The following is a 15510-nucleotide window of genomic DNA, read 5'->3' on the forward strand; positions in this document are numbered from 1 at the left end:
TTTAGCACTTTACTCGCTCATATATTTGTTTGGCAAGTCGTTTAATCACTTCTTTTAATTCTACGTCACCCATAACCTTATTACATACTTCTTCATTACCACTCAATCGTTCAAAAAGTAAGTTAGAAGTTTTGTTAATAAAAATTCCGTAAAAATTTCCCATATAATGGCAGTTTAGTGGCAGCATTAACTGCCACTGTTATTAATTTTCTCTTCTGTGCAAAAACAAGCAATTTTATGTTCATTATAATTAATCAGCTTTGGTTGCTGAGATGCACAACGTGAAAATGCCCAACGACAGCGAGCATGAAAAGCACAACCTAAAGGCGGGTTCAAAGGGCTTGGTAATTCCCCTTCTAACTTTATTCTATCACGCCTAAGATCGGGATTTAATCTTGGTGTTGCGGATAAAAGTGCCTGCGTGTATGGGTGTTGAGGATGACGATAGATTTCATCTTTTCTCCCTTGTTCAACACAACGCCCCAAATACATTACCATTACTTCATCAGCAATATGCTCAACGACTGAAAGGTCATGAGAAATAAATATATAAGATAACCCAAGATCTTGTTGCAAATCCATCATCAAATTAAGTACTTGTGCTCGCACAGAAACATCCAATGCTGAAACCGGTTCATCAGCAACCACCACTTCGGGATCAAGCATTAAACCTCTTGCGATAGCAATACGCTGGCGTTGTCCACCCGAAAACATATGAGGATAACGATTATAAAACTCTTCTTTTAACCCAACTTTTTGCATCATTGATAGTACTTTTGCTTTACGGTCACTTGCCGTTAAATCAGTATTGATAATGAGAGGTTCTTCTAATATCGAGCCGATTTTTTTTCGTGGGTTTAATGATGAATAGGGGTTTTGGAAAACGATTTGTATTTTTTGACGACGTAATTTTTGCGCTTGAGGATCATCATTTAATAGGTTCTGATTTTTAAAATATATTTCACCGGATGTCGGTTTTTCAATCATTGTTAATAATCGGGCTAATGAAGATTTACCACACCCTGATTCGCCAACAATCGCAAGGGTTTTGCCTTTACCTAATGTAAAAGAGACACCATCAACCGCTTTGACTTGTTTTTTTTCCGAAAAGAAACCGGTTTTTACCGAATAATATTTTGTCAAGTTTCTGGCATCAAGCAGTAATTCACTATTTTCCATATTATTGTTGTTCATATTGAGGTGTCCCTTCGCGCGATAATGGATAATGACATTTGACTTTCCTGGTTTTGGAATAGCTGATTAATGTAGGCTCCTCGGTATTACAACGCTCAGTTGCATAAGGACAACGAGGATTAAGTAAGCAGCCCACTGGTCTATCGTATTTACCCGGTACAACACCAGATAACGATTCTAACCGTTCTTTATCTTGAGTAAACTCAGGAAGTGATCGTAATAATGCTTGAGTATAAGGATGTAACGGCGTTTTAAAGATAATTTCAGCATCGCCAATCTCCACAACTTGCCCGGCATACATCACAATAATTTTTTGTGCTGCTTCAGAAACTAACGCTAAATCATGGGTAATAAGAACTAATGCCATGTTATTTTTGCGTTGTAACTCAAGCAATAACTCAATAATTTGCCCTTGAATGGTAACATCTAATGCGGTTGTCGGCTCATCAGCAATTAAGAGTTTAGGATTGCACGCAATTGCGATTGCGATCATGACCCGTTGACTCATCCCACCTGACAACTGGTGTGGATAAACACTTAAACGATTTTCAGCATCTGGAATACCCACTAATTTAAGCAATTCAATCGCCCTTGCTTTAAGTGCTTTTTTACTGCCACCTTGGTGAATTTTTAATGTTTCAATAATTTGGTAACCTATAGTGAAACAAGGATTCAAGCTAGTCATTGGATCTTGAAAGATCATCGCCACATCTGCACCTACAATCTTACGACGCATTTTGCTTGTAAGCTGTTGAAGGTTTTTAGTATCAAAATGTAATGCTTCGGCAGTAACTTTGCCGGGAAAATCAATTAATCCCATTATTGCCAGCGAACTAACTGATTTACCTGAGCCAGATTCTCCAACTATACCAACTACTTGTCCTTGTTCGACGTCATAACTAATATGATCTACGGCTTTGAATCCGTTAAATTCAACTGATAATTCTTTTACTTCTAATAGTGCCATGACTGTATCTCCATTACTGCTTCAATTTAGGATCAAGTGCGTCACGCAAACCATCTCCCATTAAGTTGAAAGCTAACACTGTCATTAAAATAATTAAGCCAGGAAAGGTAACAACCCACCATGCAGACTGTGCAAATTGCAATACGTCAGCAAGCATAGTTCCCCATTCAGGTGTTGGCGGTTGTGCGCCCATACCTAAAAATCCTAAGGCGGCCATATCTAAAATTGCATTTGAAAATCCTAACGAGGCTTGAACAATCAGTGGCGCTAAACAATTTGGCAAAATATTTATAAACATCTGCCGTAAGGCTCCGGCACCGGCAACTCGGGAAGCAATCACATAATCTTTATTAATTTCAGCAAGCGTCGCGCCTCGAGTTAAACGAACATAGTGTGGTAATGCAACAAAAGCTAAAGCGATAGAGGCGTTAGTAATAGATGGGCCGAAAATTGCAACCAAAACCAGTGCAAGCAGTAAACTCGGTAAAGCAAGCATAATATCAACAGCTCGCATAATGATGTTATCGACGAAGCCACCAACATAACCAGCAATCAAACCCAGAGTAATGCCCAAAATAAGTGAGATGATGACAACCAAACAACCGACCAATAAGGATAGACGAGCACCATAAATAAGACGAGATAAAATATCTCTACCTACATCATCGGTTCCCAAAATAAATTGCCAACTGCCATCTTTCATCCAGACAGGAGGAGCTAATAATGCTTCTCTAAATTGTTCAGAAGGAGAATGTGGCGCAATAAAATTAGCAAAAACAGCTAGCAATACAACGATAACAATAAAAACTAAACCAACAACAGCCCCTTTATTTTTTGAAAAATAGAACCAAAACTCTCGTAAGGGCGTTAAGGGTTTAGGTGCAACCAAACTAGCATCCGGCTGTGTATTGGTTTTTTCAGCAATATCCTGTTTATTCATCTGTATACATACTCTTATTTATGTCTAATACGTGGATTGATAACGCCATACAACATATCAACTAATAAATTCACTAAAATGATCATACCCGCAACGATTAACACGCCACTTTGCACGACAGGGTAATCTCGGCGTTGTAGCGCTTCAATAAGCCAACGTCCAATTCCAGGCCATGAGAAAACCGTTTCGGTCAATATAGCTCCAGCTAGCATTGAACCAACTTGTAAACCGATAACAGTAATCACTGGAATCATCGCATTGCGTAACGCATGAACAAGGATAATACGAATTCGGCTAACGCCTTTAGCACGTGCTGTTCGGATGTAATCTTCACTCAATACTTCTAACATTGAAGAACGGGTCATACGGACAATGACCGCTAATGGAATAGTACCTAACACAATAGCCGGTAAAATTAAATGAGTTACAGCATCAATAAAATCTTCTGTTTCACCCCACAAGAAAGTATCAATTAGCATAAATCCAGTTAAAGGATTACTTTCATCCAAAAATAGCATATCACTGACACGTCCGGACACTGGGGTTAAGTTTAAATGTACAGAGACTAACATTATTAGCATCATTCCCCACCAAAAAATTGGCATGGAATAACCGGTTAGAGACAGGCCTATCGCTGTATGATCAAATATTGAACCACGTTTCACAGCAGCAAGAACACCGATTGGAATGCCAAAACTGACAGCAAACAACATTGCGCAAAATCCTAACTCAAACGTTGCTTTAAATCGGGGTACAAATTCGTCCCATACTGGTATTTGGCTTTTAAAAGAGATTCCAAAATCGCCATGAAACATATTGATAATATATTGAAAATATTGATGATAAAGTGGTTTATCTAAACCCAGTTGAGTCATCAATTCAGCATGGCGTTCTGGGGATAAGCCTCGCTCTCCAGCAAGCACTGTAATAGGATCCCCTGGGATAAGATGGACAAAAATAAAAGTAAGCAGTGTGATACAAATAAACGTCGTAATCAGTATACCTAACCGCTTTAAAATAAATTGGAACATATAGTTGCTCTTAAATATTGCTTCTAACGTATTGTTTATATGATAGATAATTTTTTATAAAAATAATATTTACTATTTCAACCCTAAAAAAGCTAATGCCGCAATTAACCACAAAAAAGTGGTTAATTGCATTGATGCTATTTTTCAAGAGTAACTTGGTTAAAATTATGTAATGCTAAAGGATCCATGATGTAGCCTTTAAGCTCTTTACGTAATGGCATATAAACCATAGAATGAGCAATCATTAGCGCAGGCGCTTGATCACGCATTTCAACTTGCGCTTGTTTGTATAACTTGACCCTTTTTTCATGATCAGGCTCAATGCGAGCTTGTTGTAATAAATCATCAAATGGCTTATAGCACCAATGTGAATAATTTTGACCTGATTTAACCGCATCACAACTCATCAAAACAGAATAAAAATTATCCGGATCACCATTATCTCCAGACCAACCCATTAACACCGCATCATGTTCACCGTCACGAATACGGGATAAATACTCTCCCCATTCATAACTAACAATTTTAGCGGTTACACCAATCTTAGCCCAATCTTCTTGAATCATTTCAGCCATACGGCGCGCATTTGGATTATATGGACGTTGTACTGGCATTGCCCATAAAGTGATAGTAAATCCGTTTTCTAGCCCAGCTGATTTTAATAATTCTTTTGCTTGTGCTGGATCATAAGGGTAATCTTTTACTTCATCGTTATAACCCCACATTGAAGGAGGAATAAAGTTTTTAGCCGGTTCAGCGGCACCTTGAAAAACAGCCTTAATAATCGCATCTTTATTCACTGCCATATTTAATGCTTGTCGAACTTTTAAATTATCAAGTGGTGGCTTATCCATATTGTAGGCTAAATAGCCAATGTTAACCCCAGCCATTTCTTTCACTACAATATTATTGTCTGATTTCATTCGTTCAACATCGGCCACATTTGGAAATGGCATAGCATGACACTCTCCTTTTTGCAATTTTGCATAACGAATTGCAGCATCTGGTGTAATTGAAAAAACTAAACGATCAAGTTTAGCTTTTGGACCAAAATATTCTGGATTAGCTTTATAAAGGATTTTTGAATCTTTTTGATATTGAACAAAAGTGAATGGCCCTGTACCAACAGGAACTAAATCCACCTTTTCGGGGGTGCCATTTTTAAGCATAGCATCGGCATATTCAGCAGATAAAATTGAAGCAAATGACATCGCTAAATCAGCTAAAAAAGGCGCTTCCGGTTGATTTAATTCAAATACAATTGTATATTCATCAACCTTTTTAATCTCTTTAATTAAATCTGTTAACCCCATACTATCAAAGTATACGTATTGCCCACCAGAAACTTTGTTATAAGGATGATTTTTATCTTTTTGTCGCATAAATGTGAAAATAACATCATCAGCATTTAAATTTCGTGTTGGTTTAAATTCTTTAGTGTTATGCCATTTCACATCATCACGTAAATGAAAGGTATAAGTTAAACCATCTTGGCTAATATCCCAGGATTTAGCTAAAGAAGGTTCAATTTCGGTCGTACCTAATTTAAACTCGACCAAACGGTTATAAACAGGTACAGCGCTAGCATCCATTGAAATTCCACTTGTCACTAACTGTGGATTGAATGTTTCAGGTGAAGCCTCAGCACAATAGACTAGTGTTTGGGCAGCATGAAGCTGTGCACTAGCAAGCATCGTCAGCAACCCAACACCTAACAAAAATTTACGCTTATATTTCCTTAAATTATTCATGATAATTACTCCAATTATTGAATTGTAAATCTATTTTTATATTACTTAAACAAAGTTAAAGACGTTGTATTACTAATATCTTTTAAATAAAGCCTGTATAAATAGTCTGAATTTTGATTTTCAGAACATTTTATTTTATTAGAATCTTTTTTCATCAAATCTTGCACAGCAATAGTGCAAATTGCATTATGATTAAAAGTCCAATATCACATTGAAATTTATAATAATATTCCATTTTTAATTGAAAAATGTTCAACACAAGCTATAAGTGATGTGTAACAAACAAATTCTGCAAAAATAGTGCCATTTTTCAAGCAAAATCATGCTAAACAAAAATATAAAAAACAACTAATCAACACATTTTCTTGATATGTTTAACTTATCTATGTCGCTCGACTGATTAGATGATTTTTCGCTTACTGTTTGATTTTTATTGAATGTATTATAATTAGTGCAGATAAAATAATCATCAAAATTATAATTTTAAATAATTTTTATAATAAACTACCAAAAATAAGATATAGATCACATTTTTCGCATCTCAGTTTGAAAACATAGTCAGTTTTCCTTTTACTTCTTTTTAGCTTTTAACAGTGAGTATCCGGTTTATCACGTTATGCTTTTGTATCCCTCGGAATACCTAAAATTATTATTGATAGCCCAATGAGTATTATCCATGCTTTGGTGACTTGTTGTATTACAGTAGTGGTAACATTTATTTTGACATGATTTATGAAATTTTTTGCTCTAACGTTATTTCGCAAGTGTAGGTTTTATGAAGCGCTTGTTGCTGTCCCCATACTTATCGCAGATTGATTTAGCTATTTATAAATGACTGGTAAGGATAATATAACTATGCCAAACGGCAAAAGAACGATAAGTTGGTTTACAGCATTTGGTGACAGAATCAACCGTCACCTTTAAACTGCAATCAAACTAAATTCAGAAAAGGGGGCTAATTTAATACATCATAAGATTTCATGAGTGTTGCATAACGATCTCCTAATAATGCCATTGAAGATCTGTGTAATAAATCTTCTTCTACTATTTCATCAAATAATGGAAGCTTTCTTGTTGCACAGCAGTCAGTGAGAACAAAGTTATCAAACCCAAGCTCAAAGGCCCTTATAACTGTTGCCGTCACACACATATGACTGGCAAAACCCATTATAACTAATTGCTTTTTACCCGTAAGTTGCAATAAATCATAGAGATCAGTTTTATAGAATGAGTTAGGTATTGTTTTGACAATTATATTTTCACCTTTTCTTGGCTCCAGCTCTTTGATAATGTTGATATCGTTACTGGTACTATTGAATAATTTAGCTTTATCATTACTAACGTGTATAACATGAAAAATATTAACTTTTTTGTTTCTGGCAAAATCAAGAACACTTTTAGCTTTCAAGACAGCGTCTCTCCCTCGCTCTTTTAGATCGAGTTCTCTCTCAAAATATTGATTTTGCATATCTATTAGTAATAAATTACAATTATTCCAATCGATTTGTTTATTTTCAACGCCTGATATCTGTAATAATGTTTTAATCATCTTTTTCTCCTGTTTTAATCATAGTACTACAGCAAAATTGGATGGGAACCATATAAATTGCATATAGGATATTCATAATTGTAGGGAGTAGTATGAATTGGGACGATCTAAGGTATTTGGTTGCAATTATCGACAATAAAACAGCCTCAGCAGCAGCTAAAAAAATGGGCGTTAACTATGTAACTGTTTGTAGAAAAATAGAGAGATTAGAACGCTCGTTGAAAAAAAAATTAATTTTTTTTAAGGACAATAGCTACTATCCAACCAATGAAGGACAAGCTTTATATGAAAAGGCTGTAGAAATCAGTTTATCGTTGATGGATATGGAAGAAGAATCAACGGCAGGTAGTCATTTAAAACAAACCCTTACTTTATCATCAAGCGCTTCTATTGCTGAAAATATATTAATACCAGGCCTAAAACCAATATTAAATAAATACCCTCAAGTAAAAATTAATTTCTTAATAAGTACTAACATTGAAAGTCTCCATAAAAGAGAGTGTGATATAGCAATAAGGTACATTAATACGGATAGAGATTATGAGGGGGATTTATTACGTAATATTAACTACCATTTATGTTGTTCTAAGCAGTATTTGGAAAATGAAATATTGTGTGACAAAAAGATAAAGACATTGCTTTACAATTTTGATTTAAAAGACCTTCCTGAAAACCATTATATAATTGATAAATATGGTAGAAAGTCAATATTATTCGAATCCAATACGCTGAACTCTATTTATGTCGCTATTAAAAATGATTTTGGAGTAAGCCTACTACCAGACTATTTAATTGATGATTCTCTACATATTATCCAAAAAAATGTTTTACAGAAAAAAATAATTATCTGTTTTCCAAAAAGGATACAAGATATTACTGCCGGTAGAATAATTATAGATGAAATAAAAAAAATCTTTTCCGATAATCAGCAATTCACTTAAAAATTAATGACAATTACTGAGGATACTTCCTAATATCGAAACAACATTACCTGCTTTTGCCCGTACTATTTAGCATAATTTCAGTAAAACTTTGTTGATAGGTAAAATAAAAAAACACCCCAAAAGTTTCAGACACAAAAAAACCAGCTTTCGCTGGTGTTCTTTTAGAATTGGTGCCCGGACGCGGAATCGAACCACGGACACGGGGATTTTCAATCCCCTGCTCTACCGACTGAGCTATCCGGGCAACAATGGATGCACATTAAACACGATCTGTGATAATTCGTCAATTCTTTTTGTGATATATTTTAAAAAAAATAAACTGTTTGGTTGAAAAATAACTGATTGGGTTTATATTACTACAAATATTCTGACTGTATCATGTTGTTTCTAGGTAATGACTAATGCGATTTTTAGCCTATTTTATTCTTTTTCTTATTATATTTTATTTTTATTGCGAAATTAGTTTATTTAAACTGGTGATTTCTTTAATCGGTGTATGGCCAACCCTAATTTTTGTGATTGCTAAATTCATTCTTTGTTCTCAATTCGCTAAAAAACAAATTATAAAAAATGATCGATTTATGCAACAGGATGAGACGAATCTAAAGGGTATGAAACTGGAGAGTTTAAAAATTGAAACACTTTCAAATATTTTAACAACAGTTGGGGTTTGTCTTGTCACCCTTCCTGGTTTTGTAAGTGATATATTTGGGGGGGATTTTATTGATTCCCTACGTTAAAAGGTATATAACCAAATCAATTTTAGAAAAAGTATTTAGTAAAACGGTTGTTGTTTCATCAAAAACAACAACCGTTAATCAGTTTGATGAATATATTGAAGGTGAATTTAGTCGTAAAGATGATGAATAAATAATCAATCGGTTATTTTTTTGGAATCTTTCTCTTGAAGAATATAAAAATATCCCCATGTAAAGCACACTATATTTTAAAATCATTAAATTATGATTTATTGTTAATAATCATTTGTTTACAAATTAGTGCTAGGAGATAACTAATGAAAATTCGTCCATTGCATGATCGTGTGATCATTAAACGCAAAGAAGTAGAATCAAAATCAGCTGGCGGTATTGTTTTAACGGGTTCAGCTGCGGGTAAATCAACACGTGGTGAAGTTTTAGCTGTTGGTAATGGTCGCATTTTAGAAAATGGTCAAGTTCAACCATTAGACGTTAAAGTTGGCGATATCGTTATTTTCAATGAAGGATATGGCGTTAAAACAGAAAAAATTGATAATGAAGAAGTGCTTATCTTATCTGAAAGCGATATTTTAGCCATTGTTGAAGCGTAATTGGCAAATAATTTTATTTATATACAGAATTTAGGAGAAATACAAAATGGCAGCTAAAGATGTAAAATTTGGTAATGACGCTCGCATTAAAATGCTAAAAGGCGTTAATGTATTAGCTGATGCAGTTAAAGTAACATTAGGTCCAAAAGGACGTAATGTCGTTTTAGATAAATCATTTGGTGCACCAACCATTACTAAAGACGGTGTGTCTGTTGCTCGTGAAATCGAATTAGAAGATAAATTCGAAAACATGGGTGCACAAATGGTTAAAGAAGTGGCTTCAAAAGCAAACGATGCCGCTGGTGACGGTACAACTACCGCAACAGTACTTGCACAAGCAATTGTTAACGAAGGTTTAAAAGCGGTTGCGGCTGGCATGAATCCAATGGATTTAAAACGTGGTATCGATAAAGCAGTTGTTGCAGCGGTTGAAGAGCTTAAAAAATTATCTTCACCTTGTGCAGACTCTAAAGCGATTGCTCAAGTAGGTACAATCTCTGCTAACTCAGATGAAACTGTTGGTACTTTAATTGCACAAGCAATGGAAAAAGTGGGTAAAGAAGGTGTTATCACTGTTGAAGACGGCACAGGTTTACAAGACGAACTTGATGTAGTTGAAGGTATGCAGTTCGATCGTGGTTATTTATCACCATACTTCATCAATAAACCAGAAACCGCAACAGTTGAATTAGATAGCCCATATATCTTATTAGTTGATAAAAAAATCTCTAATATCCGTGAATTATTACCGGTATTAGAAGCGGTTGCTAAAGCAGGTAAATCACTATTAATCATTGCTGAAGATGTTGAAGGCGAAGCATTAGCAACACTAGTTGTTAATACTATGCGTGGTATTGTTAAAGTTGCCGCAGTTAAAGCACCTGGCTTTGGTGATCGTCGTAAAGCTATGTTACAAGACATCGCTATTTTAACAGCCGGTACTGTAATTTCAGAAGAAATCGGTTTAGAGCTTGAAAAAGCTACTTTAGAAGATCTAGGTCAAGCTAAACGTGTTGTTATCAATAAAGACAATACCACTATCATTGATGGTGTTGGTGAAGAGTCTTTAATCAGTGCACGTGTTGAACAAATTCGTAAACAAATCGAAGAATCAACTTCTGATTACGATAAAGAAAAACTTCAAGAACGTGTAGCTAAATTAGCGGGTGGTGTTGCAGTAATTAAAGTTGGTGCAGCAACTGAAGTTGAAATGAAAGAGAAAAAAGCACGTGTTGAAGATGCATTACATGCAACTCGTGCAGCTGTTGAAGAAGGTGTGGTTGCCGGTGGTGGTGTTGCGTTAGTTCGTGCTGCATCTGCAATTTTAGACCTTAAAGGTGCAAACGAAGATCAAAACGTTGGTATTAAAGTTGCCCTTCGTGCAATGGAAGCGCCATTACGTCAAATCGTAACTAACTGTGGTGAAGAAGCATCTGTTGTGGTTAACGCAGTTAAAGGTGGCAAAGGTAACTATGGTTACAATGCTTCAACTGAAGAGTACGGCGATATGATCGCAATGGGTATCTTAGATCCAACTAAAGTAACTCGTAGCGCATTACAATATGCGGCATCTGTTGCTGGTCTTATGATCACAACTGAATGTATGGTTACTGATCTACCTAAAGATGATAAAGCTGATTTAGGTGCTGCTGCAGGTATGGGCGGCATGGGTGGAATGGGCGGAATGATGTAATTCCTCTCATCTACATACGAAAAGCATTAACTCGAATCACCCGCAAAGTGCGGGTGATTTTTTTTTGGTTATTTTTTAATTGATTTAAAGGTGTAAAACAAATTTTTTCGCTTGATGCGGATCTAATTTTGATAGAAAAAACAGCTACAACCCCACACCCAATGCCCTCACGATATCTTACCGAGATAACCTATCAAGCAGATGAATTTTATAATTTATAATAATTATATTGTCAAAAAGAGAGGTTGATTAGATAATAACGCGCTGAAAAGATGAGACTTATCTTTTTCAAGTAATGGAATTAATTATCCTGTTTTTAAATAAAAGGATAGATTTTAAAAAGGAAAAAAACAATGAGCGTAGCTTCAAAGAAAAAAATAGCCACCCCTGAACAAAGAGATTATTCTGCAAGACAACGTGAAAAAAATACTAAAGCAGAAAACCCGCAAGCAAATATTAAGGACAATACCTTTTTTAATGTCATTTTTTCAGATAGCCTCTCTTTAGAGCAAAAAGTAGAAGAAGTCACCCGCATATTAGCTTTCACTGACAACAAAGAAAATGATCGTGCCAAAATTCAAGAATTTGATGCGTTTAAGGAATACTTACAATCTATCTCAGAAGAGATGTCAAAACAGCGTATCGAAATGACCGATACAGAAGTGTTTGCTGAATTACAACGTGTTTATTCTGATTTTAATGATGATCTTAATGATTTTATTGAAAAAATAAAACCGCTTACCGAAATCACTGATGCACTTTATAACTTGCGCCAAAATGGTGAAACGCGTAATGCATTAGCAAAAATTAAAGCTGATCAACAATGGGATGCAGAAAAAGAGGCGCAACAAGCGCAATTAAACAACGAAATTCATGACAATCAAATACAAATCAAAAAACTTGAAGCTGACAATATTGAACTTGAAAAAGAGAGATCGTTCTTCGGGCTAGGTCAAACCAAACCGGCAGCAAAAGCGAAAATCACCGCTAATGAACAAACAATAGCATTTTTAAAACAAGCTATCGAAAACAAGCGTAAGCAAATTGGCGAGATCGTAGCTGAAGTCAAACAGAATCATCAGCAGCGCACGCAATCAATTGATGTTGAAAAGCTTAAAGAATTACTGAATTTAACTTCCGATCAACACACCTTACGCCAAGCCGATATGGTTCAATCAGCACTAAAATTTGTCAATCAAGGCAAAGAGCGTTTTGGTGCTATCCGCAATCATCTGGAAAAAATGGTCAAGCAAATTGAGGGATTAAGTGATAATAATGGCAATATGATCCAAATCTACGCCATTATGAACGAAGCGACCAAACAAGTTGAAAAAGTTCACCGTGAACGCAGAGCAGAGCTTGAAAACAAAGACGTCGGCGACAATTTACTTGAGTCAATGAAACTCGATGAAGCAAGACGTAATTTAGATGAACATATTGATACCGTTTCAACAGCAACCGTTGATACCATGCAAACTTATGGTGAATTAACCACTGAAGCAATCAAAATACGTAATATGCAAGCGGCAACCAAAAAGCAAGTTGAAAGCGCAAGAGCAATGCACTCTCGCGGTATTGCATCGGTTGCATCACAACTGAGTGTCGTGGTCACAGCGGTTAACTCAGCGGCGATCAATGAAGCACAATCCATGGCAGGCAATACCCTCGCTGAAATGACACGTGTAACTAATGATATTGCGAAAAATGAAGCAATCCGCATCGCAACTGGCCGTGATGAAATTAATAATGATTTAGAAGCCATGTTACAAAACTTAGCAGAATTTGGTGATACCCAACGTGAAGCGACTGAAATCACCCGTTCAGCACTTGAAACAATGCGTGCTAATTTGGAAGAAATCGAAAAAATGTCTAAAGATGTTCAAGAAGACACCCGTGACTTTATTGCAGTAACCGGTGACGTTTTATCAGAAAAAACCGAAACCAAAAAAGAGAGCACGGGTACAACTTCGCCCTTTAAACTATAATAAAGGAATTATCAATGTATTTAGTTAGAGGACGCGAATATTTAGCGCAATATCCCAATTTTGCTTTAGTGGGAAGGGAGCATGATTTAGAAAGAATATCATCGATTCTTATACGAAAAACTTCAAACTCACTATTATTAACGGGTCCAGCAGGTGTAGGCGTTTCGGCGCTTACCCTTGGCTTACAAGCGGCAAAAAATAATCCGGACACACCATTTGACTTAATTGTCAAAAAACTGTTTTGGTTAAATAGTGATGCACTTTTTGCCAGTGGTGATAGCGCAAAAATTAATAACGAGTTTCAACGAATTTTAAAAAAATTAATGCAAACGCCGGAATCGGTTTTAATCATAACCGACACGGCTAATTTTCTTGAAGCCGCACACAACACCGGCAACTCGCACTTTATCAACGCATTAAATAATGCGGATAAATCAGATAATTTCCAAGTTATCTTAGAAGTGCGTGATGATAAATTAAGCAGTGTTTTAAAAGCCAGCACCAATATGTCTGAGCTTTACACCCTTTATGATGTCAAAGAGCCAGCTGGAGATGATTTAAATGCAATTGTTAGTGTTGTTGCACAAGAGTTATCAGAGCACCATAAAATCGCTGTGGATGAAGAAGCCGTCATCGAGGCGATCCATTTAACAAGTAAATATCGTGACAGTTTAGGTTTAGGTGGCGCACAACCACAACGAGCAATTTCATTACTCGATCGTGCTTTTGCCAGCTACCGCCAATTGACCCATAAACAGCACCCTAAAATTACGGAATTAATGGAAAAAATCAGCCGTAGTTCTAATGAATCAGAAAAGCAAGAGCTACAAAAGCAACTTGACCAGTGGCAACAAGATTGGCAAGAACTTAAATCAGAGATTAGCAAAACTTACCAATATCAACGTGATGCTGAAACAATGCGCTTTAAGTTGCAAGATGAGATCACTCAGTTAGAACAAGAAGAAGAGAATAACAAAAATTCAGAATCTTCTGCTATAAAAACCTTTGCCCAGTTAACTTCTGGTGGATTTGATTCACCCGCAGTGACCAAATTAAAAGAAAAAATTCGACAAATCGATGCCGAAATTGAACAAAATAACCAACAACATAAAAAACTGGTCACATTAGCTAACAAAGATTTACAGCTTAAGCGCCAGCAAGTGATCAGTGAATTTAGTAAAATTTCGGGTATTTCGGCCAATAAACTCGATGAAAATGAAATCGAAAACTTAATTCATCTTGAAGATCACCTATTATCACGCATCTTTGGGCAAGATAATATCGTTAAGCATGTCGCCAATTCGGTAAAAGTTGCGAAAGTGGATGCACTTGAAGAGTCGGGTCCAGCCATGTCTTACTTATTCCTAGGTCCGTCCGGTGTAGGTAAAACCGAAATGGCCAAAGCGCTTGCGCTCTATGTATACGGAGACGAAAAATCATTAATACGTTTTGACATGTCTGAATATATGGAAAAACATGCCGTTGCCAAATTGATCGGTGCACCGCCAGGTTATGAAGGCTTTGAAGCAGGCGGAATTTTAACCAATTCAGTTAGAGCAAAACCTGTTGGTATTTATCTTTTCGATGAAATCGAAAAAGCACATCCGGATGTATTTAATATCTTTTTACAGATCTTATCGGATGGAAGATTAACCGACAACGTTGGTCGAACCGTTGATTTTTCCGATATCATGATCATCATGACATCTAACATCGGACAATCTTACTATTTAGATCCGGAACTGTCCGATGAAGTAGCTTGTCAATTGGCAACAAATGAACTCAATAATACTTACCGTTCAGAATTGCTTAACCGCTTTAACGGACGAGAAAATATTCTTCACTTTAAACGCTTGCCGATGCAAATTATCGAAAAAATTATTCGCCGTGAAATCGATAAATTGAATCAAGCTTATCAGCCACGAGGCTATAGCGTTGAAATGCAAGATGCTTGTATCAGCGCATTTTGTCATGAACACTATGACATTATTCGTGGTGCACGAGGTTTACCGGGTTATATTAAAGCCAATATAAGACCATTTATTGTGAATCATATTTTACAAAACCCTCATGATCAGGGCGTATTTAAAGCGATTTATAATCAACAGACGCATAGTTTTGATATCGAATTTAGCAAAAACTAATAC

Annotated in this window: 13 protein-coding genes and 1 tRNA gene; 7 read left to right on the forward strand and 7 right to left on the reverse strand. The window is 36.0% G+C overall.

Going from position 1 to position 15510, the window contains the following annotated elements; all coding sequences use genetic code 11:
* Nucleotides 1-186: 186 nt before the first annotated feature.
* The 6 genes from J3U37_RS08760 to J3U37_RS08785 form a co-directional block, all read right to left on the reverse strand.
* Nucleotides 187-1194 carry a peptide ABC transporter ATP-binding protein gene (locus J3U37_RS08760; RefSeq protein WP_220218391.1) on the reverse strand — a complete coding sequence of 336 codons (1008 nt, stop codon included), beginning with the start codon at nt 1192-1194 and terminating at the stop codon, nt 187-189.
* Entirely contained in the window at nt 1181-2161 is a 981-nt protein-coding gene (gene dppD / locus J3U37_RS08765; protein WP_220218392.1) for a dipeptide ABC transporter ATP-binding protein, read from the reverse strand. Before dppD ends, J3U37_RS08760 begins: the two co-directional genes overlap by 14 nt.
* A gap of 13 nt (nt 2162-2174) precedes the next feature.
* A complete protein-coding gene (gene dppC / locus J3U37_RS08770; RefSeq protein ID WP_220218393.1) occupies nt 2175-3101 on the reverse strand; it encodes a dipeptide ABC transporter permease DppC in 927 nt (308 codons plus the stop codon).
* Nucleotides 3102-3115: 14 nt separating this feature from the next.
* Nucleotides 3116-4132 (reverse strand): dipeptide ABC transporter permease DppB, encoded by a 1017-nt coding sequence (dppB, locus tag J3U37_RS08775; RefSeq protein WP_220218394.1) that lies wholly within the window; start codon nt 4130-4132, stop codon nt 3116-3118.
* 137 nt (nt 4133-4269) lie between these two features.
* A complete protein-coding gene (locus tag J3U37_RS08780; protein WP_267374414.1) occupies nt 4270-5883 on the reverse strand; it encodes an ABC transporter substrate-binding protein in 1614 nt (537 codons plus the stop codon).
* Nucleotides 5884-6838: 955 nt separating this feature from the next.
* Complete coding sequence (locus J3U37_RS08785; RefSeq protein WP_267335978.1) at nt 6839-7432, reverse strand: isochorismatase family protein; 594 nt, start codon at nt 7430-7432, stop codon at nt 6839-6841.
* A gap of 92 nt (nt 7433-7524) precedes the next feature.
* Between J3U37_RS08785 and J3U37_RS08790 the strand changes: the two genes are divergently transcribed.
* Nucleotides 7525-8373, forward strand: coding sequence for a LysR family transcriptional regulator (locus J3U37_RS08790; protein WP_267374416.1), 849 nt, complete (start codon nt 7525-7527; stop codon nt 8371-8373).
* A 171-nt stretch (nt 8374-8544) separates the two neighbouring features.
* Here J3U37_RS08790 and J3U37_RS08795 read toward each other — a convergent pair.
* Nucleotides 8545-8620 (reverse strand) — tRNA-Phe (locus J3U37_RS08795).
* A 157-nt stretch (nt 8621-8777) separates the two neighbouring features.
* Between J3U37_RS08795 and J3U37_RS08800 the strand changes: the two genes are divergently transcribed.
* The 6 genes from J3U37_RS08800 to J3U37_RS08825 all read left to right on the forward strand — a co-directional run bounded on the left by J3U37_RS08800 (nt 8778) and on the right by J3U37_RS08825 (nt 15507).
* Nucleotides 8778-9116 carry an FxsA family protein gene (locus J3U37_RS08800; RefSeq protein WP_267374419.1) on the forward strand — a complete coding sequence of 113 codons (339 nt, stop codon included), beginning with the start codon at nt 8778-8780 and terminating at the stop codon, nt 9114-9116.
* Nucleotides 9100-9246 (forward strand): hypothetical protein, encoded by a 147-nt coding sequence (locus tag J3U37_RS08805; RefSeq protein WP_267374421.1) that lies wholly within the window; start codon nt 9100-9102, stop codon nt 9244-9246. The genes J3U37_RS08800 and J3U37_RS08805 overlap by 17 nt, the downstream gene beginning before the upstream one ends.
* Before the next feature lie 145 nt (nt 9247-9391).
* Nucleotides 9392-9685: a co-chaperone GroES gene (locus J3U37_RS08810; RefSeq protein WP_220218397.1), complete on the forward strand. Its 294-nt coding sequence runs from the start codon at nt 9392-9394 to the stop codon at nt 9683-9685.
* A gap of 46 nt (nt 9686-9731) precedes the next feature.
* Nucleotides 9732-11378 carry a chaperonin GroEL gene (gene groL / locus J3U37_RS08815; RefSeq protein WP_220218398.1) on the forward strand — a complete coding sequence of 549 codons (1647 nt, stop codon included), beginning with the start codon at nt 9732-9734 and terminating at the stop codon, nt 11376-11378.
* A gap of 353 nt (nt 11379-11731) precedes the next feature.
* Nucleotides 11732-13363: a hypothetical protein gene (locus tag J3U37_RS08820; RefSeq protein ID WP_267374423.1), complete on the forward strand. Its 1632-nt coding sequence runs from the start codon at nt 11732-11734 to the stop codon at nt 13361-13363.
* 14 nt (nt 13364-13377) lie between these two features.
* Entirely contained in the window at nt 13378-15507 is a 2130-nt protein-coding gene (locus J3U37_RS08825; protein ID WP_267374425.1) for an AAA family ATPase, read from the forward strand.
* Nucleotides 15508-15510 lie beyond the last annotated feature (3 nt).

This window comes from Gilliamella sp. B3172 (genome assembly GCF_026536465.1).
Lineage (GTDB): Bacteria > Pseudomonadota > Gammaproteobacteria > Enterobacterales > Orbaceae > Gilliamella.